This window comes from Erwinia sp., assembly GCF_049696395.1.
GTDB lineage: Bacteria > Pseudomonadota > Gammaproteobacteria > Enterobacterales > Enterobacteriaceae > Erwinia.
Genome location: NZ_JBAVTT010000110.1, coordinates 19,901 through 44,017, shown reverse-complemented (window position 1 = coordinate 44,017; position 24,117 = coordinate 19,901). Strand labels below are relative to the sequence as shown.

General features: G+C 54.1%; 24 protein-coding genes and 1 pseudogene. 9 read left to right on the top strand and 16 right to left on the bottom strand.

Features of this window, described 5'->3' with window-relative positions; all coding sequences use genetic code 11:
• From WCC56_RS14430 to WCC56_RS14415, 4 genes and pseudogenes are all read right to left on the bottom strand, one after another.
• A pseudogene (locus WCC56_RS14430) lies at nt 1–107 on the bottom strand (transcriptional regulator); the annotation flags it as partial.
• A gap of 87 nt (nt 108–194) precedes the next feature.
• A complete protein-coding gene (locus WCC56_RS14425; protein ID WP_424693044.1) occupies nt 195–512 on the bottom strand; it encodes a PTS sugar transporter subunit IIB in 318 nt (105 codons plus the stop codon).
• 9 nt (nt 513–521) lie between these two features.
• Complete coding sequence (locus tag WCC56_RS14420) at nt 522–1,949, bottom strand: glycoside hydrolase family 1 protein (protein ID WP_424693043.1); 1,428 nt, start codon at nt 1,947–1,949, stop codon at nt 522–524.
• 9 nt (nt 1,950–1,958) lie between these two features.
• Nucleotides 1,959–3,293, bottom strand: coding sequence for a PTS sugar transporter subunit IIC (locus tag WCC56_RS14415; RefSeq protein WP_424693042.1), 1,335 nt, complete (start codon nt 3,291–3,293; stop codon nt 1,959–1,961).
• A gap of 186 nt (nt 3,294–3,479) precedes the next feature.
• Between WCC56_RS14415 and WCC56_RS14410 the strand changes: the two genes are divergently transcribed.
• Nucleotides 3,480–3,809, top strand: a complete 330-nt coding sequence (locus WCC56_RS14410) for a PTS lactose/cellobiose transporter subunit IIA (protein ID WP_424693041.1) — start codon at nt 3,480–3,482, stop codon at nt 3,807–3,809.
• A gap of 63 nt (nt 3,810–3,872) precedes the next feature.
• Here WCC56_RS14410 and lysA read toward each other — a convergent pair whose 3' ends face one another.
• The gene (lysA, locus tag WCC56_RS14405; protein WP_424693040.1) at nt 3,873–5,126 is read right to left on the bottom strand and encodes a diaminopimelate decarboxylase; all 1,254 of its coding nucleotides are present in this window, start codon (nt 5,124–5,126) and stop codon (nt 3,873–3,875) included.
• Between the two features lie 120 nt (nt 5,127–5,246).
• On the opposite strand from lysA, the gene WCC56_RS14400 reads away from it, so the two are divergent.
• The gene (locus tag WCC56_RS14400) at nt 5,247–6,167 is read left to right on the top strand and encodes a LysR family transcriptional regulator (protein ID WP_424693039.1); all 921 of its coding nucleotides are present in this window, start codon (nt 5,247–5,249) and stop codon (nt 6,165–6,167) included.
• Here WCC56_RS14400 and WCC56_RS14395 read toward each other — a convergent pair.
• On the bottom strand, nt 6,164–7,327 hold the full coding sequence (locus WCC56_RS14395) for an MFS transporter (RefSeq protein WP_424693038.1): 1,164 nt from the start codon (nt 7,325–7,327) through the stop codon (nt 6,164–6,166). The two genes, WCC56_RS14400 and WCC56_RS14395, sit on opposite strands and share 4 nt — an antisense overlap.
• A 479-nt stretch (nt 7,328–7,806) precedes the next feature.
• On the opposite strand from WCC56_RS14395, the gene WCC56_RS14390 reads away from it, so the two are divergent.
• Nucleotides 7,807–8,430: a serine protease gene (locus WCC56_RS14390; protein WP_424693037.1), complete on the top strand. Its 624-nt coding sequence runs from the start codon at nt 7,807–7,809 to the stop codon at nt 8,428–8,430.
• 34 nt (nt 8,431–8,464) lie between these two features.
• On the opposite strand, the gene WCC56_RS14385 is transcribed toward WCC56_RS14390, so the two are convergent.
• The 7 genes from WCC56_RS14385 to xerD all read right to left on the bottom strand — a co-directional run bounded on the left by WCC56_RS14385 (nt 8,465) and on the right by xerD (nt 16,003).
• Nucleotides 8,465–9,163, bottom strand: coding sequence for an amino acid racemase (locus tag WCC56_RS14385; protein ID WP_424693046.1), 699 nt, complete (start codon nt 9,161–9,163; stop codon nt 8,465–8,467).
• Between the two features lie 44 nt (nt 9,164–9,207).
• On the bottom strand, nt 9,208–9,720 hold the full coding sequence (locus tag WCC56_RS14380) for a cupin domain-containing protein (protein WP_424693036.1): 513 nt from the start codon (nt 9,718–9,720) through the stop codon (nt 9,208–9,210).
• 149 nt (nt 9,721–9,869) lie between these two features.
• Nucleotides 9,870–11,390, bottom strand: coding sequence for a lysine--tRNA ligase (gene lysS, locus WCC56_RS14375; protein ID WP_424693035.1), 1,521 nt, complete (start codon nt 11,388–11,390; stop codon nt 9,870–9,872).
• Nucleotides 11,391–11,399: 9 nt separating this feature from the next.
• Nucleotides 11,400–12,498, bottom strand: a protein-coding gene (gene prfB, locus WCC56_RS14370) for a peptide chain release factor 2 (RefSeq protein WP_424693034.1) whose coding sequence is annotated in 2 segments (ribosomal slippage) — nt 11,400–12,422 and nt 12,424–12,498 — 1,098 coding nt in all. Because the reading frame shifts where the segments join, the coding sequence is not laid out codon by codon here.
• A gap of 130 nt (nt 12,499–12,628) precedes the next feature.
• A complete protein-coding gene (gene recJ / locus WCC56_RS14365) occupies nt 12,629–14,347 on the bottom strand; it encodes a single-stranded-DNA-specific exonuclease RecJ (protein ID WP_424693033.1) in 1,719 nt (572 codons plus the stop codon).
• Nucleotides 14,348–14,352: 5 nt separating this feature from the next.
• On the bottom strand, nt 14,353–15,057 hold the full coding sequence (dsbC, locus tag WCC56_RS14360; protein ID WP_424693032.1) for a bifunctional protein-disulfide isomerase/oxidoreductase DsbC: 705 nt from the start codon (nt 15,055–15,057) through the stop codon (nt 14,353–14,355).
• Between the two features lie 52 nt (nt 15,058–15,109).
• Complete coding sequence (gene xerD, locus WCC56_RS14355) at nt 15,110–16,003, bottom strand: site-specific tyrosine recombinase XerD (protein WP_424693031.1); 894 nt, start codon at nt 16,001–16,003, stop codon at nt 15,110–15,112.
• Between the two features lie 111 nt (nt 16,004–16,114).
• On the opposite strand from xerD, the gene fldB reads away from it, so the two are divergent.
• Nucleotides 16,115–16,633 (top strand): flavodoxin FldB, encoded by a 519-nt coding sequence (fldB, locus tag WCC56_RS14350; protein WP_424693030.1) that lies wholly within the window; start codon nt 16,115–16,117, stop codon nt 16,631–16,633.
• A gap of 182 nt (nt 16,634–16,815) precedes the next feature.
• Here fldB and WCC56_RS14345 read toward each other — a convergent pair whose 3' ends face one another.
• A complete protein-coding gene (locus tag WCC56_RS14345; RefSeq protein ID WP_424693029.1) occupies nt 16,816–17,214 on the bottom strand; it encodes a protein YgfX in 399 nt (132 codons plus the stop codon).
• The gene (gene sdhE, locus WCC56_RS14340; RefSeq protein ID WP_424693028.1) at nt 17,195–17,461 is read right to left on the bottom strand and encodes an FAD assembly factor SdhE; all 267 of its coding nucleotides are present in this window, start codon (nt 17,459–17,461) and stop codon (nt 17,195–17,197) included. The genes WCC56_RS14345 and sdhE overlap by 20 nt, the downstream gene beginning before the upstream one ends.
• A gap of 217 nt (nt 17,462–17,678) precedes the next feature.
• Between sdhE and ygfZ the strand changes: the two genes are divergently transcribed.
• Complete coding sequence (ygfZ, locus tag WCC56_RS14335) at nt 17,679–18,662, top strand: tRNA-modifying protein YgfZ (protein WP_424693027.1); 984 nt, start codon at nt 17,679–17,681, stop codon at nt 18,660–18,662.
• Nucleotides 18,663–18,704: 42 nt separating this feature from the next.
• On the opposite strand, the gene trhA is transcribed toward ygfZ, so the two are convergent.
• Nucleotides 18,705–19,358: a PAQR family membrane homeostasis protein TrhA gene (gene trhA, locus WCC56_RS14330; protein ID WP_424693045.1), complete on the bottom strand. Its 654-nt coding sequence runs from the start codon at nt 19,356–19,358 to the stop codon at nt 18,705–18,707.
• A 258-nt stretch (nt 19,359–19,616) separates the two neighbouring features.
• On the opposite strand from trhA, the gene WCC56_RS14325 reads away from it, so the two are divergent.
• The 4 genes from WCC56_RS14325 (at nt 19,617) to WCC56_RS14310 (ending at nt 24,109) form a co-directional block, all read left to right on the top strand.
• Nucleotides 19,617–20,225: an HD domain-containing protein gene (locus tag WCC56_RS14325; RefSeq protein WP_424693026.1), complete on the top strand. Its 609-nt coding sequence runs from the start codon at nt 19,617–19,619 to the stop codon at nt 20,223–20,225.
• Entirely contained in the window at nt 20,225–20,953 is a 729-nt protein-coding gene (locus WCC56_RS14320; RefSeq protein ID WP_424693025.1) for a MurR/RpiR family transcriptional regulator, read from the top strand. The genes WCC56_RS14325 and WCC56_RS14320 overlap by 1 nt, the downstream gene beginning before the upstream one ends.
• A 148-nt stretch (nt 20,954–21,101) precedes the next feature.
• Entirely contained in the window at nt 21,102–22,610 is a 1,509-nt protein-coding gene (locus tag WCC56_RS14315) for a PTS transporter subunit EIIC (RefSeq protein WP_424693024.1), read from the top strand.
• Between the two features lie 56 nt (nt 22,611–22,666).
• Nucleotides 22,667–24,109: a 6-phospho-beta-glucosidase gene (locus WCC56_RS14310; protein ID WP_424693023.1), complete on the top strand. Its 1,443-nt coding sequence runs from the start codon at nt 22,667–22,669 to the stop codon at nt 24,107–24,109.
• The last annotated feature ends 8 nt before the right edge of the window (nt 24,110–24,117 follow it).

Below are 24,117 nucleotides of genomic sequence, written 5' to 3'. Positions count from 1 at the left end.
GGAAGTCGTGAACCAACGGGATAATGACCGTCGAGAATTTGCTGGCGCAGATGCTGTCCGATTTCCTGATACTGCTTCTTCTCTTGCCCAGCCGCGCCCTTTTCCACGTATTCACCCTTAGCTTATTAAACATCTTGCCGACCGTTATTTCCCTTTCGGAGCCGTATTCTGCTCAGGTCGGCAAGGTAATCTGCCTAGTTTACCAAAGCCAACGCCTGATCGAGTACTTTTGCTCCATTTAGCGTGCCATAAGCCAGCGTATCAATCACCGCGATAGGAATTTGATAGTTATCCGTTAGCTTGCGGTTCTCATCCAGCTTAAAGCGAACCTGCGGCCCCAACAGCACGACCGCCACATCAGAGCCATAACTTTCCAGCTCATCCCGTAGATTCTGCTCAGGAATGGCATAAATTTTATATTCCAGCCCGCGAGCTACCGCCTCTTTTTCCATACGGGTCACGACCATCGAGGTCGACATTCCTGCTGCGCAGGCTAATACGATACGTTTCATAGAGGATCCTTATTTCATTTCATCATCAAGGCAAAGGGTGAGCTGTCTTGTCTCACGGCGCTGGCGATACCACAGCGCCGATTTTTTAAGGCGTCGCTGACGGTTGTTCTCCAGCTCGATCTCCACCAGTCCGTAGCGGTTCTTGAAGGCGTTCATTGGCGAGACATTGTCGGTAAAGGCCCACAGCATGTAGCCCTGACAGTTGGCGCCGTCTTCACGCGCCCTTAGCGTCTGGTAGAGATGTTCCGCAATAAACTCAATGCGGTAGTCATCCTGGATCTGCCCTTCCGCGTTTTTGAACTGCGCTTCGTTTTCAATGCCCATCCCGCTTTCCGCGACAAACCACGAAATATTGCCGTAGTCGTTTTTGATACGCATCGCCATGTCGTAGATGATGGCTGGCTGAATTTCCCACCCACGGGATTTGTTCATCCGTCGGCCCGGCAAGTCAAACTGCTCATAGTAGTAAGCTGGATGGAAAGGCGTCTCAGGATGCCAGGCGCGGGAAGGTGCTTTCACCCGATGCGGGTAATAAAGATTAATGCCTACCTCATCCACCCGGTGCTGCGCAATCAGCTGCAGCTCTTCAGCGGTGTAATCCCAACTGACCTGATGCTTCGCCAGCAACGCCACCAGTTCAGCCGGGTACTCGCCTTTTATCGCCGGATCGAGGAAAACGCGGTTGTAGAAGAGATCGTACATCTCCGCGGCCTTCACATCATGGGGCGCTGAAGAACGGGGATAGGTGACTTCAGGGTTAAGGATTGTTCCCACAGTCCCCGGATAGCCTTTGTCGCGAAAGAGTTTGACCACTTTGGCTGTCGCCAGATTTTTGTGGTGATTCCACTGCATCCACTTCGAGGTATTTTGTTCATACGGCCAGCGCAGAGCGTCCAGATAGACGCGCGTTTGCACCACAATCGGTTCATTAAAGGTAAACCAACGGGTGACTTTAGCGGCATAACGCTCGAAGACTTTTTCTGCATAAAGCAGATAAAGTTCAACGACTTTCTTCGACCCCCAGCCACCGTATTGCTCAAGTAATACCGCCGGGAGTTCGTAATGCTCCAGGCAGAGCATCAGCTCAATCCCCTGCGCCTGCATCTCCTCAATCAGCGAGTCGTAATAGCGGGCATACTCCTCATCCACTACCCCGTTTTCATAATCGGTCAGAAAGCGTGACCAATTGATGGAAGTGCGGTAATGCGTTAATCCCGCCGCCTTCATCAGCGCCACGTCTTCCTTGTAGCGGTTGATAAAGTCAGTGGCAACCGCCGGACCATACCCGTTATGCCAGACGTGCCGGTCATTCTTGTACCAGGCATCCAGCCAGGAGTCCTGCCCTGCCTTTTTCCCGCTCCAGCCTTCGGTCTGCCAGGCAGATGCAGCAGCCCCCAGCATAAAATCGTCAGGGATGTTAATGGTGACCTTACTCATTCCTTCTCCTTAGTTTTGCGCTAATTCAGGTTGCAAAGCTTTGGCTTCGGCCGCTTCGGCACGGCGCGCGGCAATTTTCACAAAAGGCACATAGATCACTATCGACACCAGGATGCAGATGATTTGCGTGACCACTGCGCCCATCGATCCAGCGGTGGAAAGCCAGGCATTGATGATCGGTGGCGTGGTCCAGGGCACCATCACTACCGCTTTGCCCGCAAAGCCCATTACCGTAGCGAAGTACCCAATCGATCCGGTGATCAATGGCGTGATAATGAACGGGATCGCCAGGATCGGATTAAGCATGATCGGCATGCCGAAGATCACCGGCTCATTGATATTGAACAGACCAGGACCGAAAGAGAGTTTGGCAATTTCGCGCATTTCTTTGCGTTTGGTCGCCAGCATTACGGCGCTGAGCAGGCCAATCGTCAGCCCGGACCCGCCGATGCTCATATACACATCCCAGAACGGCATAGTGATGATGTTTGGCGCTTCTTTACCTTGCTCAAAGGCATTCATATTGACCAGGATTGCCCCCAGCAGAAGCGGCTCACGGATGGGTTTCACCATCTGGTTGCCGTGAATGCCAATCACCCAGAAAAGCTGCGCGACAAACATCAGCAGCAGAATGCCCCACAGACTCTGTACGACAGATTCCAGCGGTTCCTGCACCACTTTGTAGACCGCATCGTAAAGATACATGCCGGTAAAACGGTGGAAGATAAAGCCGAAAGTAGCGATGGCAGAGACGGTAATGATCGCTGGGATAAGTGCCGAGAAAGAAGCGGCCACGTTGGGCGGAACGGTATCCGGCATTTTGATTTTTAGCCGCTCAACGTTCTCCAGGCGGCAGTAAATTTCTACCGAGAGGATGGCAATGAACATGCCCAGGAACAGGCTTTTAGTGTCGGAGAACTGTTTCGCCAGTACGTCGGTGACCAGGTGCATCTGCCCGTCGACCAGCATGGTGAGCGTTGTAGGCGTGACCGCGATAAAACAGATGATCGCCAGCAGACCTGGAAACAGCGTTTTAATGCCGTTAATTTTGCCCAGCTCAATGCCTATCAGGAACACGGCCCCGATATTCAGAAAGCTTAACGTGGCGTAGTTGATGCTGGTGGTGATCGGTTTCAGCTCCGCGAGGAACCCCAGCGCGTGAATACTGGCGAGACCATTTTTCCCGTCCAGCACCATGTTCGAGATCAGCACTGAAAAAGCCCCAACGATGATCACCGGCATCAGCGTGATGAACGAAGACTTGATCGCCATGATGTAACGGTAGCTGTTGAATTTGGTAGCGAAGCTGCCTAAAGAGTCGATAAGCCGATCCTGTAGAGACATGCGTAATACCCTCAGAAGTAAGTGGTGAAGCATCCAGTATTTTTTGCCCTGCGGAATTCCATTCTTGTGGCATACCAAAAGTAGCGAAACCGAACTTATTTTCTGTGATAAGCCTCGCAGAAGTGCATATTGGCATTCCGATAGGATGTATTTTCATTATTTGGCATACCAATACCGGAGGCAGTAATGGATTTTGAGCAAACTATGATGGAGCTGTTGATTAATGCAGGCGAGGCGCGCTCCCACGCGATGAGCGCCATTCAGTTCGCCAGAAAGAAACAGTGGCAGCAGGCTGATGAGGCGTTAGCCGCCTCGCTTGAGGCATCAAAAGGCGCGCATCATATTCAGACGCAGCTGATTGGTGCTGACGAAGGGTGCGGGAAAGTCCCGGTAACACTGATTCTGGTCCATGCGCAGGACCATCTGATGAATGCGATGTTATGCCGCGATCTGGCCGAAGAGATTGTCTTGTTGCGGAAGGAATTACTGGGAGGAGAGAGCCTGAAAGAGGCCTGATTCAGGCCTCAGATCAGCGACCGTGCCACCGTAATGAACAGGCGGCAGGTCAGTATTTAAGGCTTACAGCTCCAGCGCCAGCAGTTCCTGAATGGTCTGCGGGCGACGGATTTCGCGCGGCTGGCCATCTTCAAACAGCACTTCTGGCAGCAGCGGGCGGCTGTTGTAGTTGGAAGACATTGATGCGCCATAAGCCCCCGTGTCGTGGAACACCAGATAATCTCCTGGCTTCACCTGCGGCAGCGCGCGGGTTTCCACTTTGCCGCCTTCCAGCTGGGTAAAGACATCGCCTGATTCGCACAGCGGTCCGGCCACGACGCTCTCAACGGTGTTCTGCTCATCCAGCTCGCGGTCATCACCGGCAATAGCTGAAATATGGTGATAGCTGCCGTACATCGCAGGACGCATCAGATCGTTGAATCCGGCATCGACCAGCACAAAGTGACGGCTGCCCATCTGCTTCACCGCTCGTACCTTGCTGACCAGCACGCCGGACTCGGCAACCAGGAAACGGCCCGGCTCAATTTCCAGCTTCACTGGATGGCCCAGATGGTTGGCAACACGCTGACGAGCGGCATCCCACAGGCCGAAATAGTGTTCGGTGTTAATCGCTTCTTCACCGAAGTGGTAAGGGATTGATAAACCGCCACCGGCCGAGATCGCTTCCAGATCCTGACCGAAGCCAATGACCTGATTCACCATCGCATCACAAACCTGCTCAAGGTGACCATAATCCACGCCAGAACCAATATGCATATGAATGCCCACCAGCTTCAGCTTGTAGCGTTGGATGGCTTCCAGCGCCAGCGGTAAATCGGTATACCAGATGCCATGCTTGCTGTTCTCACCGCCGGTATTGGTTTTCTGGCTGTGGCCGTGACCAAAACCCGGGTTAACACGCAGCCAGACCGGATGCCCTTCAGACACTTCACCCAGTTGATGCAGCATATCTACGGAGCCTGCATTCACCGGGATTTTCAGCTCGGCCAGACGCGCCAGCGTTGGCTCGTCCAGCACATCGGCAGTAAAGACAATCTCATCGCCGCCCGGTTTGAAACCGGCCACCAGCGCACGCTCAATTTCACCCAGCGAAACCGAATCTACCTTCACGCCCGCTGCCCGCATCAGGCGCAGGATATGAATGTTGGAGCAGGCTTTTTGTGCAAAGCGCACCACATCAAACTGCTGCAACTGCGAGATACGCTCGGCAATGATGCTGGCGTCATACGCCCAGACCGGCCCACCATACTGGCGCACCAGAGGCAGAAGGTTAGTGCGGGTTAAAGCCGTTTCGGTGTTGTTAAGTAAGCGTGGCATCGGGACTCTCCTGAAGATAATGAGGCTATTACGCCACAGCCTGAACAGGATGAAAAATATCTGTTTTAACAGAGTCTATTCATCCATGATATGGCCTCCACTCCGCCCAGGATAAAAAGTATGGCTGGCATTACGCTGCGACATATCGAAATTTTTCACGCTGTGGTCACCGCAGGCAACTTAACGGAAGCCGCTGCGCTGCTGCATACCTCCCAGCCTACGGTGAGTCGTGAGCTGGCTCGCTTTGAAAAACTGGTCGGATTGAAGCTGTTCGATCGTGTGCGGGGCCGCCTTCAGCCAACGGTGCAGGGGCTGCGGCTTTTTGAAGAGGTTCAGCGCTCCTGGTATGGGCTGGACAGAATTATCAGTGCCGCTGAAGGCCTGCGCCAGTTTCGTCAGGGCGAACTGTCGATTGCCTGTCTGCCGGTCTTTTCACAGTCACTGCTGCCCCTCTTTTGTCAGCCTTTTCTGCAACGCTATCCGGATGTCAGCCTGAACATCATTCCTCAGGAATCGCCCTTGCTGGAAGAGTGGCTCTCCGCTCAGCGCTACGATTTGGGCCTGACAGAAACACGCCAGACGCCAGCGGGAACGGAACGTACTGAGCTGTTTACCGGCAATGAAGTGTGCGTGCTGCCAGCCGGTCATGTGCTGGCGGCTAAGGATTGCCTGAGTCCGGAAGATTTTGCCGGGCAGGATTACATCAGCCTGTCGCGGACCGACAGCTATCGCCAGCTGCTGGATAACCTGTTTCATGAGCAAGGGGTGCAGAGAAGGATGGTGCTGGAGACGCACAGCGCGGCCTCAGTTTGTTCGATGGTACGGGCGGGAGTGGGCGTGTCGATAGTCAACCCGCTGACCGCTCTGGATTATGCTGGCAGCGGTGTCATTATCAGGCGTTTTAGCGTTGAAGTGCCGTTTACCGTCAGCCTGGTCAGGCCGCGTCACCGCCCTTCTTCGGCGCTGGTTGAGGCTTTCTGTGCCCACTTGCTGGAGCACATCAGCCTGGTTAACCAGCGCCTTGCCGCGCTATTGCATTAAGCGTTAACGGTCTGTGCCTGCCCACGTGAAGGACGGAAGGTAATCAGACAGATGATCAGCCCACCCACCGCCAGCACGGCGGCAGCCACTGGCACCGCTGTCAGACCATACCCGCTGCCAATGACCGCGCCACCGGCCCAGGCACCGAAGGCATTACCGACGTTGAAAGCAGAAATATTCAACGTAGAGACCAGGTTCGGGGCATCCTTACCGTGACGTACCACGTTGATCTGCAAGCCTGGCACGGTAGCGAAGGTGGCCATCGCCCACAGGAACAGCGTCAGCTCTGCCAGCCACAGCGCGTGGCTGGTCCAGCTGAAGATCAGCGAGAACACCGCTATCAGCGAGAAACTCAGGATCAGGCTAAGAGACAGTTTTCTGTCCGCCAGCTTACCGCCAAGAATATTGCCTACCGTCAGCCCACCGCCAATCAGGAACAGCGTCCAGCTGACGCCTTTGTCGCTGATCCCGGTAACCTGCAGCAGGAGCGGCGCAATATAGCTGAACAGAGCAAACATTGCGGCGGAAAAGAACACCGTCATCAGCAGGGACAGCCACAGCTTGCCGTTAGCCAGCGCGCCAATCTCGCTGGCAAGATGTACCGGCTTTTCATCACGTTGCGTTGGCAGGCTGACAATCAACCCGATAAACGCCAGGATGCCGATCACGGAAACACCCCAGAAAGTGGCACGCCAGCCATACATCTGACCGAACCAGGTGCCCAGTGGGACACCGAGCACGTTAGCCAGCGTCAGGCCAGTAAACATCAGCGCAACCGCAGAGGCTTGCTTGCCAGGCGCCACCAGACTGGCGGCAACCACGGCACCAATACCAAAGAATGCACCGTGGCAAAGTGCGGTAATGACGCGCGCCGCCATCAGCAGGTTGTAGTTATAAGCCAGCGCACACAGTCCGTTGCCAATAATGAAAATCACCATCAGCAGCATCAACGTCTGCTTGCGAGGCAGTTTTGCCGTCAACAGCGCCATGATCGGCGCACCAATCGCTACGCCCAGCGCATAACCGCTGATCAGCCAGCCTGCAGAAGGAATGGAAACCCCGAGGTCTCCCGCCACTTCCGGCAGCAAGCCCATGATGACAAATTCCGTGGTGCCGATAGCAAACGCACTCAGCGCCAGCGCCAGTAAGGAAATGGGCATGTCACACTCTCCAAAAAAATACTATTCGGGCCAGAGGCCGGATGGGCTCTCGCCATGACAGGGATAAAAAGTTTGATTCAGATCACAGAAGTCATTAAAGCATAGCTTACCGGCGGCTTATACCTCGGGACTGTCAAAGGTCTGTTGCTGATAACGCAATAATCAGAAACACCGGGTAAAAACTGCGCTATCTTGTTGATTGATTCGCTTATAAAAACGCCATACTTGCCATCTTTACGAAATCTTTATCGTCTATAATTTGCTTCATCAGGCGATGACATAATACTTTCTGAACAGTAACGCCTAAAATTGATCTTAGTTTCTTAGCATCAGACCACGGCAGATTGCCCTCTGAGCCAAAAATCCCAGGCTTTGAGCTAAGGACAAATGATTAAAGTTATGCGATGTAGAGCCGATACCTCGACTGGATTCACGGGCTCCCGAGCTGTGCTTGATCGATTCATTACCGAGGATAAGAGATGCGACGAGCTATTTGCCTGCTGGCCCTGTTAGTTAACGGCTGCTCAGTAGGAAAATATGAGTACAGCAAAGAAGCTGAAAAACGGGTAGATATGACCGTTACCGGCATTCCTACCGTGCTGGGCGTCGGGACGCTGGGAACCACCATCCCACTGACGTCTGACTACAGCCTCACCGCTGCCCATGTGGCTAAATTCTCCCTGTATCGCGTCAAATCCTACCATCCAGAATGTGACCTTGCGGTGGTTTACCACAAGAACAGCAACGTCACGCCGCCGCATTTCCGTAATGGTCACATCGGTGACAAGATCAATCTCTACGGCTACAGCTTTATCTCCGCGATGCCGGTGGCCTCCAGCGGCACCAACCTGGTCAATACCGGGCTGAAGAACGACTGGAACAAAGTCAGCTGCGTGGTGGTGGCGTCAGATGCTGGCGTGGTGAAAGGCATGTCCGGAGGCGCGGTGTATAACGCTTCAGATGATTCTATCGGCGGGGTGATTGTCGGTTACTCACGCCATATCAATGACCTGAAGTCAGGCAAAGAGCTGTACAAAGACGTCTCTTTATATGTGCCCTACGCCCGTTTCAAAGACTGGCTGAATGACGCGATAAAATCATAGCGACAGGCTGGCTGTCGCTGGAAATCGGCCTGCATCAGGCATCCTTCAACATGAACTCTACCGCTGCCGCAGCATGAATAGCGGTGGTATCAAACACCGGGATTGGGCAATCTTCTGCCTTCAGCAGTAATCCAATTTCGGTGCAGCCAAAGATAACTCCTTCCGCGCCCTGAGCCACTAAACCGGCAATTACCTGTTGGTAGTAGTCTTTCGCTGCCGGGCTAAACTCACCCATGCACAACTCTTCGAAAATGATGCGGTTCACTTCCTGACGCTCTGCGGCTTCCGGCACCAGCGTTTCGATGCCGAACTCACTGGCGAGCGGTCCACGATAGAATTCCTGCTCCATGGTGTAACGCGTCCCCAGCAACGCCACGCGGGACATTTTTTGCTGTTGAATGGCCTTCGCCGTCCCCTCTGCAATGTGCAGGAAAGGCAACCCGCTTTGCTCGACGATCGGCGCCGCGACTTTGTGCATCGTGTTAGTACAAAGCACGATGCCTTCAGCTCCGGCTTTTTTCAGTGCCAGTGCCGCATCAGCCAGGATCTGGCCCGCTTGCTCCCAGTCACCGCTCGCCTGGCAGGCTTCAATCTCATGAAAGTCCACGCTGTAGAGCACCAACTTCGCCGAGTGCAGTCCACCCAGTTGCTGTTTGATCCCTTCATTAATCAGGCGGTAATACGGCACGGTAGATTCCCAACTCATGCCGCCAATCAGCCCCAGGGTTTTCATCATCGGTTCCTTGCGAGGAATAAAAATCAGTCCTGCACTATTACTTAATCTTCGCTGGGGATCAATTTATCCGGCAGCCCCTGATGTTCGCCAAATTGCTGTTTAGGGGGCGTCTGCCAACGGTCTTCACGGGTCGCTTCGTAGACCGGATTGGTAGGATAGTAGATCTTATTTTCGGCTTTATTCACTTCACCAACCACAATAAATCGAGCTTCGTTCTCACTGTTGTTGATGAACGTGTGGCAAACGCCAGTTCCAGCCGGAAAGGCTACGGCATCACCAGCATTCAGAGAGTACAGCTCGCCATTGATCCACGCCTGTGGTGTCCCTTCAAGCACATAGATAAATTCTTCTTCCGCGCTTTCGGCATGCGGGTAAGACATCCGGCGGCCTGGCAATAAACGTTCATGATGAATGCCCAAACGGGTGAGCCCCATTTTGCGGGCCAGCGGAGCGCCAATTGACATCAGTTCTTCGCTGTCTGGGTAGTGTTCGTTGTCGGGTCCTTCAAGTTCCTGCCAGTGGCGGATACAGTCTGGACGATGCGTTGATTTCATTATGGGCCTCAGAGCGTCAGATACAGTCAAGACTCATCTTGAACATTCGCGGCTAAAAGTCCAGGTCAGGAGGCTGAATGTGTGTCGCTGTTAACCATAAAAAAAAGGGGCGAATCGCTTCCCCCCTTCTGGTGGTTATCTTGCTGAAGTTACTTGCCGCTTGGACGCATTGCCGGGAACAGGATCACGTCACGGATCGTGTGGCTGTTGGTAAACAGCATCACCATACGGTCAATCCCGATGCCCAGGCCAGCCGTTGGTGGCAGGCCGTGCTCCAGTGCAGTGACGTAGTCTTCGTCGTAAAACATCGCTTCGTCATCGCCCGCATCCTTCGCATTCACCTGCTGCAGGAAACGCTCGGCCTGATCCTGAGCATCGTTCAGCTCGGAGAAGCCGTTACCGATTTCACGACCACCGATAAAGAACTCGAAACGATCAGTGATTTCTGGGTTCTGATCATTACGACGCGCCAGTGGAGACACTTCAGCCGGGTATTCAGTGATGAAGGTCGGCTGGATCAGATGGCTTTCTGCGGTTTCTTCGAAGATCTCAGTGACCAGACGGCCCAGACCCCAGCTCTTCTCAATTTTGATGCCCAGTGACTGCGCAATGGCCGCCGCTTTATCAAAATCGTCGAGGTCGGCAAGGTTGGTTTCCGGACGGTATTTCAGGATCGCTTCTTTCATCGTCAGCTTGTCGAACGGCTTACCGAAGTCGAATTCCTGCTCGCCGTAAGGCACTACGGTGTTGCCAAGAATGTCCTGTGCCAGGGTGCGGAACAGGCTTTCGGTCAGTTCGATCAGATCTTTGTAATCCGCATACGCCATATAGAGTTCCATCATAGTGAACTCTGGGTTATGGCGTGGTGAAATACCTTCGTTACGGAAGTTACGGTTGATCTCGAACACGCGATCAAAGCCGCCCACAACCAGACGCTTCAGATACAGTTCCGGCGCAATACGCAGGTACATATCGATATCCAGCGCATTGTGATGGGTGGTAAACGGACGGGCAGAAGCGCCGCCTGGGATCACCTGCATCATTGGCGTTTCAACTTCCATAAACTCGCGGCCAACCATGAAGCTGCGGATACCCGCCATGATTTGTGAGCGAATTTTGAAGGTCTTACGCGACTCTTCGTTGGCGATCAGATCCAGATAACGCTGACGGTAACGAGTTTCCTGATCCGCCAGGCCGTGGAACTTGTCCGGCAGCGGGCGCAGGGCTTTAGTCAGCAGACGCAGTTCGCTACAGTGGATAGACAGCTCACCGGTCTTGGTTTTGAACAGCTTACCGCGAGCCCCGACGATATCGCCAAGATCCCACTTTTTAAACTGCTCGTTGTAGATGCCTTCCGCCAGATCGTCACGGGAAACGTACAGCTGGATGCGGCCACCCACGTCCTGCAGCGTCACGAACGAGGCTTTACCCATGATGCGGCGGGTCATCATACGACCGGCCACGCTCACTTCCACGCCCAGCGCTTCCAGCTCTTCGTTCTCTTTTGCATCGTACTCAGCGTGCAGCTGGTCGGAGATGCGGTCACGGCGGAAATCGTTCGGGAATGCCACGCCGTTTTCACGCAGCGCGCTGAGTTTTTCGCGACGCGCTTTCAGTTCGTTATTCAGCTCAAGTGCGACGTCAGCGCCCTGCGGTTGTTGTTCAGACATGTCAGTTCCTTATAGCCCTGCTTTCAAGCTTGCTTCAATAAAACGGTCCAGATCGCCATCCAGCACCGCCTGAGTATTTCGGGTCTCTACGCCGGTGCGCAGATCTTTGATACGCGAGTCATCAAGCACGTATGAACGGATCTGGCTCCCCCAGCCGATGTCAGACTTGTTGTCTTCTAACGACTGTTTCTCAGCATTTTTCTTCTGCATTTCCAGCTCGTACAGCTTCGCCTTCATCTGCTTCATCGCCTGGTCTTTGTTCTTGTGCTGAGAACGGTCATTCTGACACTGGGTCACGGTGTTAGTCGGAAGGTGGGTAATACGCACCGCCGACTCAGTCCGGTTAACGTGCTGACCGCCCGCGCCTGAAGCACGGTAAACGTCAATACGCAGATCTGCCGGATTGATTTCGATATCAATATCGTCATCCACTTCCGGGTAAACGAACGCGGAGCTGAAAGAGGTGTGACGGCGGCCACCGGAGTCAAACGGACTCTTACGAACCAGGCGGTGAACGCCGGTTTCGGTGCGCAGCCAGCCGAAAGCATAATCGCCGATAATGCGCAGCGTGGCGGATTTGGTGCCCGCAACTTCGCCTTCAGACTCTTCAATGATTTCAGTCTTGAAGCCTTTGGCTTCTGCCCAGCGCAGGTACATACGCACCAGCATGCCAGCCCAGTCCTGAGCTTCTGTGCCGCCGGAGCCTGCCTGAATATCGATGTAGCAGTTCGCGCTATCGTACTCGCCGGAGAACATACGACGGAACTCCAGCTCGCCGAGTTTCTTCTCGAGCACGTCGAGTTCGGCAATTGTTTCGTTGAAGGTGTCTTCATCGTCGGCTTCTACCGCCAGTTCCAGCAGACCAGTGACATCTTCCAGTCCCTGCTCCATCTGATCCAGCGTATCGACGATGGCTTCAAGCGAGGAACGTTCTTTCCCCAGCGCCTGAGCGCGTTCGGGGTCGTTCCAGACGTCCGGCTGTTCCAGCTCGGCGTTAACTTCTTCTAAGCGTTCTTTCTTGGCATCGTAGTCAAAGATACCCCCTGAGAACGCCACTGCGCTCAGAGAGATCCTGAATTCGGTTCTTTACCGGATTAATTTCAAACATGATTTTAGAATCTTTTAAGGACATGAATGTAACTGAGCAGTTTAACCGAATTTGCCTGCGGATTGTAGCGCTGAAGAGGGGGCAATTGCGGCCAGCGGGAGGAAATTTGCCGCTGGCCGGGATCCGTATTTTACAGCGGCCAGAGATGATCGATGATCAGCTGAACGCTGCGGTTGCCGCGGAACTCATTGATGTCCAGTTTGTAGGCCAGTTCAACCTGCTTCACGCTGGGGTCCGGCCACAGCGCGGTATCAATGTTAAACGCGATACCGTCCAGTAACGGGCCGCCGCCCAACGGTTCAATCATCACTTTAAGATGCCGCTCGCCAACCAGACGCTGTTGGATCAGCTTAAACTTGCCATCAAACTGCGGCTCAGGGAACGCCTGCCCCCACGGACCGGCTTCACGCAACAGTTCCGCGGTGGTCAGCGTCAGCTCTTGCGCCATCAGTTCACCATCGGACCAGACCACGCCCTGCAGCGCTTCAGCATCCAGCCACTCACCAACCAGATCGCCAAACTTTTGCCGGAATTCGTCAAATTTAGCCTCCTCCAGCGACAAGCCTGCCGCCATCGCATGGCCGCCAAACTTGATGATTAACCCCGGATGCAGTGTGTCCAGCCGCTCCAGCGCATCACGCATATGCAGCCCGGCGATGGAACGCCCGGAGCCTTTAAGCGTGCCATCACCGGAAGGGGCAAAAGCAATCACCGGGCGATGAAAACGCTCCTTCAGCCGCGAAGCCAGAATGCCGACCACGCCCTGATGCCACTCCGGGTGATACATCGCGATGCCCAAAGGCAGCGCTTCATCCTTGCTTTCAAGCGCATCGCACAGCGCCAGCGCTTCGCTCTGCATTCCCTGCTCAATCTCTTTACGCGTCTGGTTCAGCGCATCCAGTTCATTGGCAAGCATACGTGCCTGAGCAATGTCTTCACTCAGCAACAGCGCAACGCCAACGGACATATCGTCTAACCGGCCTGCGGCGTTAAGACGGGGTCCCAGCGCAAAACCTAAATCGCTGGCGGCCAACTGACGAGCATCGCGGTTAGCAATTTCCAGCAGCGCCTTGATGCCAGCCCGGCATTTCCCGGCACGGATGCGGCTTAAGCCCTGCCAGACCAGAATACGGTTATTGGCATCCAGCGGCACCACATCGGCCACCGTGCCCAGCGCCACCAAATCCAGCAGTTCGGCCAGGTTTGGCAGGACTTCAGCTCCGCTGTCGCGCAGACGGGCACGTAAGGCCAGCATCAGGTAGAACGCTACGCCCACGCCAGCCAACGATCGGGAAGGGAAAGCACAGTCTTCCAGGTTCGGGTTCACGATAGCTTCGGCTGCGGGCAGCGTATCACCAGGCAGATGGTGATCGGTGATCACTACCGAAATCCCCTTTTCGTGCGCCAGATCTACGCCAGCATGGGAGGAGATGCCGTTATCTACCGTCACAATCAACTGCGCACCGCGTGCCGCAGCCTGCTCAACTACTTCAGGGCTCAGGCCGTAGCCATCGTCAAACCGGTTTGGCACCAGATATTTGATGTTGCGGCCGCCCATGCTGCGCAGCGCCAGCACCGTCAGCGCGGTGCTGGTGGCGCCATCGGCATCAAAATCGCCCACAATCATGATGCACAGGTTATCGGCAAGGGCTTTTTGCAGTATCTCAGCGGCCAGATCAATGCCTGACAGCGAATGGAACGGGTGCAGATTTTTAGCCCCGCGCTCCAGTTCATCGGCTTGTTGAACACCACGTTGCAGATACAGACGGCGAAGCAGAGGATGGAGGTTTTCAGGGAGCTCAGCCCCTTCCACCGCCTGGCGGCGGCGGAGTTCGGTTTGGCTAGTCAAAACGATCAGCCACCCGCTTTCTGGCTATCAAGCAGCTGTTTCATTTCCTGCGGCCCCTGATAACCAGGGATCATCATGCCGTTCTGCAGCAAAATGGCTGGCGTGCCCTGAATACCGTACAGGATGCCCAGTTTATACTGCTGAGACAGATCAATTTTGCAGTCAATCGGTGACACCTCGCCGCCGTTCATCGCGGTGGTAAAGGCTTTTTTACGATCGGCAGCACACCAGACCGATTCCATATTCTTCGCGACCTGGCCATTCATCCCTTCACGCGGGAAAGCCAGGTAACGAACGGTGATCCCCAACGCGTTATAGTCAGCCATCTGAGAATGGAGTTTGCGGCAATAGCCACAGGTGACATCGGTGAAGACCGTAATCACATGCTGCTCTTTCGGCGCTTTATAAACGATCATCTGATCGCTCAGCGCTTCCACTTTCTTCTCCAGCAACTTGTTGGTGACGTTAACCGGCTGGCCGCCGCTGACGTCGTAAAGCGGCCCCTGAATGAACTGCTTACCGTCTTCTGTCACGTAAAGTACGCCGCTCTCGGTCAGTACCGTTTTCATGCCAGGCAGTGAAGAGGGCTGGATTTCCGTCTGCTGCAAACCCAGTCGCTTCAGCGACTGCTGAATGGCGGCATCGTCTGCGTGCGCCACACCGGTGATTGCGGTCATCAGCAGAGAAAGTAGCAGGTAAGGCTTTTTCATCGTTTGTCCTTTAAGGGCCTCATTCGCGGGCCGTTTGTCTCTATCCGCCCGATCAAGCGCGCGGATGATGCTGTTGATGTAACTGACGCAGCCGCTCGGTGGCGACATGCGTGTAAATTTGGGTAGTGGAGAGATCGCTGTGCCCTAAAAGCATCTGTACGACACGCAGATCCGCCCCGTGGTTCAGCAGATGCGTGGCAAAAGCATGGCGCAATACGTGAGGCGAAAGCTTCGCGCTGTCGATCCCCGCCAGTGTGGCGTAATGTTTAATCCGATGCCAGAAAGTTTGCCTGGTCATCTGCTGCGCGCGGTTACTGGGGAACAGCACATCCAGCGTCTGGCCGTTCAGCAGCCAGGGCCGTCCATACTCCAGATACTGTTCTATCCAGTGCACCGCTTCTTCCCCCAGCGGCACCAGCCGCTCTTTGTCACCTTTACCAATGACCCGAACCACGCCCTGTCGGAGACTGACGTTGTTCAGCGTAAGGCTGACAAGTTCGGTAACGCGCAGCCCTGTTGCATAAAGCAGTTCCAGCATCGCTTTATCACGCAGTTCAATAGGTTGCTCAACGCTGGGAGCCTGCAACAGACGGTCGATTTGCGCTTCGCTTAAATCTTTCGGCAGGCGCTGAGGCAGTTTAGGGGAAGCCAGCAGCGCGCTGGGATCGTCTTCGCGCAGTTTCTCGCGATACAGATACTGAAACAGGCGGCGCATTGCGCTAAGCAGGCGAGCTGAACTGGTAGCTTTGTAACCGCCTTCGACTCTTTCGGCGAGGAAGCCCTGCAGATCGACGGCATCGACCCGCAGCAAATTTGATTCATTGTGCTGTAACCACCCCGCCAGAGACTGCAAATCCAGCCGGTAGGAAGTCACCGTATTCTCAGCCAGATTGCGCTCTATCCACAAGGCATCCAGAAATTGCTCAATCAGATCGCTGTCCTGCACGTCTTCCCCTTTTGCTGGCTACGGTTGCTGGCTACGGTCGCTGACTGCGCCGCTGAGGCTCAATTCTGATATAATCTGCGCCATTGCACCAAGTAAATTGAGTTATCGGATATGAATATCGGACTTTTTTATGGTTCCAGCACCTGCTACACCGAAATGGCAGCTGAGAAGATCCGCGATTTTATCGGCGAAGACCTTGTCACTCTGCACAACCTGAAAGATGACGCTCCGCAGCTGATGGAGCAGTACGATATGCTGATCCTTGGCATCCCAACCTGGGATTTCGGTGAGCTGCAGGAAGACTGGGAAGCGATCTGGACTGAACTGCCTGCCCTGAATCTTCAGGGTAAAGTGGTGGCGCTTTACGGCATGGGCGATCAGGGTGAATACAGCGAATGGTTCCTTGATGCGCTGGGCATGCTGCATGACGTGCTGACGCCGTCAGGGGTGAAGTTTGTGGGTTACTGGCCGAATGTGGGCTATGAGTTCACCAGCAAAAAGCCGCTGACCGCAGACGGCAGCCACTTTGTCGGGCTGGCGCTGGATGACATCAATCAGTTCGAAGCCACCGACGAGCGCATTGCCCAGTGGTGCGAGCAGATCCTGACTGAGATGGCCGATTCACTGTAACCCGCCAGAAGGGCTGAGTCGCTGCCACCTGCCAGTGACGATCATTACCGAGTGTTGAAGATGGCCACCGCCGAACAGTCATCACCGAGTGCTGAAGACGGCCACCGACGAACAGTCATCACCGAGTGCTGAAGACGGCCACCAACGAACAGTCATCACCTTCGGCGGCCTTCATTAAGCGTTCAGCCCGGCGTCAGCAAGTGCTGGCGCAGCTCCCGCCACTGATCTTCATCCATGCTGTCCCGGCATAACCACAGTCTCTCTGTTTCGCCCTTTGTAGAGCGTAATTTCAGAAAAATGGCCTGTCGGGTCATCCACGGACGCCCGCAAATCTGCCAGCGCTTCTGTCGCCAGTGCAACTGCTGGTCTTCAAGCAGCGAAATCCCCCCTTCCCGGCTACGGATCCGCCGCTGGCTGCGCACGCACTCAAACACCACCAGCGTTAACAGCAGCATCCACACCAGGGTAAAACTGGCCGGCCAGGGCGCAAGTAACAACGCGAGGATCACCACGCCGTGCAGCAACAGAGATACCCATTGCGCACGCCATGAGATCCGTAAATCAGAGTGCCACAGGGCCACGTTGCTGATTTCGCTGTTGGATCAAATGCACTATCCGCTTCAGTTCAGCATCATCCGGCTCACCGTGGTTCATCAGCCAGTTAAAGAGGTCAGGATCGGGGCTTTCAAGCAGGCGCACGAACTGCTGCTTGTCATGATCGGTCAAGGTATCGTATTCAAACTTGAAGAACGGCATGATGGCGATATCCAGTTCAAGCATGCCACGGCGGCACGCCCAGTGAACCCGTGCTCTGTTACTAATATCCATTTTATCCATCGTCAGTCAGTCAAACATGGCGGCTAGTGTAGCGCTTTTTTCCGCTGATGTTGATGCCGTCGTGATTGTCATGCGGCCTGGTGCGCAAAGCAGTCGCATCTGTTGCAGGGTTATCACGCGATTTGTGCCTCGTTTCCAGAAAACTGGTTGCAAAGCCAGTGAGCTCTTTTAACATGAACAGCAAAGCTCCCACATTCAGGATGGAATCATGCCGACACTCTCTTTCCCACCCCGTCACCCTACGGCCTCTTCACGCCTGCCGCTCACGCTGATCTCTCTGGAAGAGTGGGCGCTGGTTACGGTAACTGGCGCCGATCGCGTTAGCTACCTGCAAGGCCAGGTGACGCTGGATGTCGCTGCGCTGGCAAGCAATGGCCATCAGCCCGCCGCCCATTGCGATGCGAAAGGGAAAATGTGGAGCAACCTGCGGGTGTTCCATCGCGGGGAAGGTCTGGCTTATCTGGAGCGCCGCAGCCTGCGAGACAACCAGATTGCCGAGCTGAAGAAATATGCGGTGTTCGCTAAAGTCACCATCCAGCCGGACGAGGAAGCCGTCCTGCTTGGCGTGGCCGGATTCCAGGCTCGTTCCGCACTTAGCGGTTTCTTTGCCGCACTTCCAGACGCAGAAAACCCGGTTATTCAACAAGATGACGCCACGCTGCTGTGGTTTGCTACCCCAGCGGAACGTTTTCTGCTGGTCACCAACCGTGAAAAAGCGGACGAGGTACGAAAAGGACTGGAAGGTGAAGCGCAGTTAAATGACAGCACGCAGTGGTTAGCCTTGAATATTGAGGCCGGTTTCCCGGTGATTGATGCCGAAACCAGCGCGCAATTCATTCCTCAGGCCACGAACCTGCAGGCTCTGGACGCCATCAGCTTTAAAAAAGGCTGTTATACCGGGCAGGAGATGGTAGCCCGCGCCAAATTCCGTGGTGCCAATAAGCGTGCGCTTTACTGGCTGGCTGGCGCGGCTGGTCGCGTTCCGGCAGCCAATGACTCGCTGGAGATGAAGCTGGGTGAGAACTGGCGTCGTACCGGAACCATTCTGACGGCTTGCCAGTTAGACAATGGTGAAGTCTGGGTTCAGGCGGTATTGAATAACGATCTGGAACCTGACACCGAGTTGCGCGTGCAGGGTGATGAAGGCGGCAAACTGGCTATTCAGCCATTGCCCTACTCGCTGACCGAGTAACTGCCCGAGCGGCAAAGCAAAAGGGGCCTTTCGGCCCCTTTTTCACATCACGTACAGATAAATCGCCAGGAAGTGGCAGACACTGCCTCCCAACACAAAACCGTGCCAGATGGCCTGGTTGTAAGGGATACGCTTCGAGACGAAGAAAATCACCACCAGCGAATAGATAATCCCCCCCACCGCCAGCAGCCAAATCCCACCAGCAGGGAGTTTCATCGCCAGCTGGTAAACCACCACCAGCGACAGCCAGCCCATCAACAGATAGGTAATCACTGACAGCACCTCAAAACGGTGCACAAAAGCCAGTTTAAACAGCACGCCGATCAGTGCCAGGCTCCAGATCACCACTAACATGCCATGCGCCAGCGGTGAGTTCAGCCCCACCAGCAGGAACGGTGTGTACGTCCCGGCAATCAGAATATAGATGGCACAGTGATCCAGCCGCTTTAGCCAGAATTTGGCGCGCTGATTAGGAATAGCGTGATACAGAGTGGACGCCAGAAACAGCAGGATCATACTGCCGCCGTACAGGCTGTAGCTGGTAATAGCGAGCGGCGTTGCCTGCATCTCAATGGCCTGAGTCAACATCAGCACCAGACCGACAATTCCAAAGATCAATCCAATCCCGTGACTGATGCTGTTCGCCACTTCTTCAGCCAGCGAATAGCCTTCGGCCACTAAATTTTTAGTATTCATCATTGCCTTCTCCCTGCCCGAAACGGGCCTGAATTTCTTACTGAACGGGGCTCTAACCGTCTTTTCTTAACCGGGTTATCGGCCAGTGCGCCCGAAAATTGAGCAGCGCAAGAGTAACTGAGAACATTTTCAGAGTACACATGTAAGCCCAAAATAATCTGTGATGAGGTGTTACACCCATTTTTAGGAAAGACCTGCACGGTGCTTTGCCTTACACTGGTTGCCAACTTTTTCTTCAGGGAAGTGACGAGGCCAGCCATGTCAGAGAGCGTATCTGCAGTAGATTTCGGTGAAATGACAGACGTTTTTCACTTTTTAATGGAACTGGATAAGTTGAAAAGCGTTGAAAGACGTACCCGAGTGATTGCCACGGATCGCTATGAAAACTCGGCTGAACATAGCTGGCATCTGGCCGTAGCGGCGATGAGCCTTGCCCCCTATTCAGGTTTGCAGATAGACGTTCAGCGCGTGGTTCAGATGGCGCTGCTGCATGATGTGGTGGAGATTGATGCCGGTGATGTGCTGGTCTATGACCTGGCCGCACGCGAGGCGATTCATGCCCAGGAAGTGGCCGCCGCTGACCGCATCTTCGCCCTTTTGCCTCCTGCGCTGCGTGATAAATTCCGCGCGCTGTGGGACGAGTATGAAGCCGGTGAAACAGCAGACTCGCGGTTTGCCAATATGCTTGACCGCGCGTTACCTATTATTCAGAACCTGCACAATCAGGGGCAAAGCTGGCAAGAGAACGGCATTCGTCTGGAACAGGTCGTTAGCCGTAATGCCGTTATCGCTAAAGAGTGGCCTGTTCTTTGGGGACACCTGAAACGTCATCTGGATCGTGCTCAGCAACAAGGCTGGTTACTGTAATGTTTACCCACCATAACCTCGCCACCCTGAATAGCCTGGAACTTCAGGTGTATAATTACACCATCAAGAATCGCGACAAAGTCATGTACATGACGATTCGCGAGCTGTCCGATGCTGCGCAGGTTTCCACCACTACGGTGCTGCGCTTTTGCCGCAAAATGAACTGCGACGGCTATTCCGAGTTTCGCATTCGATTTAAGCTCTATCTTGAGCAGGAACAGCAGCAGCCAGGGTATTCCGGCGTCAGTGAAATCGTCAGCTTTTTTAAAAGCATCAACAATGAAGAGTTTGAAAGCTTAATTGATGAAGCGGTGAAGCATCTGGTGCGTGCAGAGCGAATTATCTTTGTCGGTGCCGGAACATCAGGAACACTGGGGAAATACGGCGCACGCTTCTTTTCCAATGTAGGGAAGTTCAGTAATTATATCGACGACCCTTACTACCCGGTAAATAGCGATATGTATAAAGATGCCGTCGCTATTATATTGTCGGTCTCCGGAGAGACGCCGGAAATATTACGTCTGGCCAGTCAGTTTAGTTTGCATCAGTGCCAGGTGATCTCAATCACCAATAATGACAATTCGTCACTGGCGAAGATGGCCGACTTCAATCTTTCCTACCATATGCCGCAGCTGCTGATTTCAGGCGAGTATGATGTTACCACTCAGGTGCCGGTGATCTATATTCTGGAAACGATTGGCCGCAGGCTGGCCAGCAAACTGTCATAAAAAACACCCTGTTTTTTTATTGTGACAAATCACATCGGCGGTGATTTGTTATATCGTGACAATATTCCTTTCCTTGCTAAACTCGCGGTAATAATAATAAACCAATGACTCCCTTCAGGAGCAAAGGTACCCTACCGAGGAACAAGGCATGGCGTTGAATTATGCTCAGTCTGCAGTCGACATTATCGAATTGATTGGTGGCAATGACAATGTGATCAATGTCACACATTGCGCCACCCGACTCCGTTTTATATTAAAAGAGAGCGCTAAGGTTAATAAGGATCAATTAAAACGCGTTAAAGGGGTTATTACCGTTATTGAAGCTGGCGGCCAGCTTCAGGTGGTGATTGGTAATCACGTTGGTGACGCCTATCAGGAAGTGCTGAAGCTGGTCAATGTAGATGAGAACGCGCCCGTTTCTGCCCCCAACGTTGGCATTGTCAGCCGCCTGATGGACATCATCTCCAGCATCTTTGCGCCTTTCCTCTATCCTCTTGCCGCCTGCGGCGTGTTGCAGGGGATCTTATCACTGGTCACCGCGCTGGGCTGGTTGGATCAGGCCAGCGGCGCCTATCGCATCCTCAACTTTGTGTCCTGGACCGGTTTCACCTTTTTACCGGTGATGGTGGCGTTCACCGCTGCGAAAAAATTTAACGTCAACCCTTTTACTGCCGTGATAGCAGCCTGTGCGCTGGTCAGTCCTGACTACATGAACATGCTCACCGCCAATAAAATCCTGCTGGCCAATTCAGCCGATCCTGCCCTGCAACAGCTGATGAAAGAGGCTATCAGTAATCCTGAGATGGCGAAGATCCTGGCTGAGGTGGCCGGTGTACCGGTCAATGCGGCGCCTCTGGATTTCTTCGGCATCCCGGTGAAATACCTGAGCTATACCGCTTCGGTGATTCCGATCATCCTGATGGTGTGGATCATGTCCTATATCCAGCACTTCTTTGAACGCATCCTGCCGCTGGTGATCCGCAATCTGTTCACGCCGATGTTCTGCATCGCAATTATGGTGCCGTTGACGCTGCTGGCCTTTGGCCCAATTGGCAATGCGATAGGTGGCGCCATTGGTGGCGTTTATAACACCCTTTATTCGCTCAGCCCGGTGATTGCTGGCTTTGTCGTCGGTGCGCTCTGGATGCCACTGGTCACACTTGGTGTGCATTGGGGAATTACCCCAGTGACAGTCGGCAACTATGCCACGCTGGGCTATGACACCTTTACTGGCCTTCAGGCTTCTGCGGTGTTCGCCATGGCCGGAGCCACCTTCGGCGTCTGGCTGAAGACCAAAGACAGGGAGATGAAGCGAGTCTCTCTTTCTGCCGGACTTACTGCGCTATTTGGCATTACCGAACCTGCCCTGTATGGCGTGGCGCTCAGGCTGAAACGTCCGATGATTTGCGGCTGCCTTGCTGGCGCGATTGGCGGTTCCGTGGCCGGCTTCTTTAATGCCGTGTCCTGGAGCTATTGCCTGCCGGGCATCGCCGTGTTGCCCGTGTTCTTTAAAGAAGGCCATATGCCGCAGTTTATCGGCTTTTTGATGTCGATCGGCATCGCCTTTGCGCTGGGCGTGATATTCACCTGGTTCGCGGGATTTAACGAGCAGCCAGTCACTTCAGATACAACGCCACTGAAGCCTGCGAAGGCCTGATTCACCGGGCGGCTGTGGCTGCCCGACAGTTTACATTTACCAAAAGGACGGGATTGATGAGCAAACATCAGCAGTTACCAGCAGATTTTCTGTGGGGAGGCGCGGTTGCCGCGCATCAGGTTGAGGGCGGTTGGGATCAAGGCGGCAAAGGCGTCAGTATTGCTGATGTCCTTTCCGGCGGCGCGCATGGCGTGGACCGGGTCATGACGGATGGCGTGCAGGAAGGCTACAGCTACCCAAATCATCAGGCCGTGGAGTTTTACTCACGCTATAAAGAAGATATCGCCCTGTTCGCTGAGATGGGGTTCAAATGTTTCAGAACCTCGATTGCCTGGACCCGTATCTTCCCCAATGGCGACGAACAGCAGCCTAACGAAGCCGGACTGCAATTCTATGACGACCTGTTTGATGAACTGCTGAAGCACAATATCGAACCGGTGATCACCCTCTCCCACTTTGAGATGCCCTATCACCTGGTGAAAGAGTACGGCGGCTGGCTGAACCGCAAAGTGGTGGATTTCTTTGTTCGCTTCAGCGAAGTGGTGCTGGAGCGCTATAAAAACAAAGTGAAGTACTGGATGACCTTTAACGAGATCAACAACCAGCGCAACTGGAAGTACCCGCTGTTTGGTTACTGCTGCTCAGGCGTGGTGTTTACCGATCACCCGCAGCCTGAGCTGGCAATGTATCAGGTGCTGCATCATCAGTTTGTGGCCAGCGCCAAAGTGGTCAGCCTGGGGCACAAAATTAATCCTGACCTGCAGATTGGCTGCATGATCGCCATGGTGCCGCTCTATCCGTTCTCCTGCCATCCGGATGACGTGATGCTGGCGCAGGAAGCGATGCGCGAGCGCTATCTGTTTAGTGATGTGCATATGCGCGGCTATTACCCTTCCTACATCCTCAATGAGTGGGCGCGTAAGGGATATCACATTGAGATGCAGAATGAAGATGAACAAGTGCTGCGTGACGGCTGTGCGGATTACATCGGCTTGAGTTATTACATGAGCAACGCCGTGCAGGCTAATGCAGAAGGAACAGGCAGCGCCGTTTCAGGCTTTGAAGGCAGCGTACCGAATCCGCATGTGAAGGCTTCTGACTGGGGCTGGCAAATCGACCCTGTTGGCCTCCGCTACACGCTGGCCGCGCTGTACGAGCGGTATCAGAAACCGCTGTTTATTGTTGAGAACGGCTTTGGTGCCCTCGACAAGCCAGAAGCCGATGGGCAGATCAATGATGATTACCGCATCGCCTATCTGAAAGCGCACATTCAGCAGATGAAACTGGCGGTGTTTTACGATGGCGTAGAGCTGATGGGTTATACGCCGTGGGGCTGCATCGACTGCGTGTCTTTCACTACCGGGCAATACAGCAAACGCTATGGCTTTATTCATGTCGATAAGAATGACGACGGCAGCGGCACGTTGAAACGCTCGAAGAAGAAGAGCTTCGGCTGGTATCAGCAGGTGATTGCCAGCCAGGGCGAAGACCTCGGCTAAACGTTGAA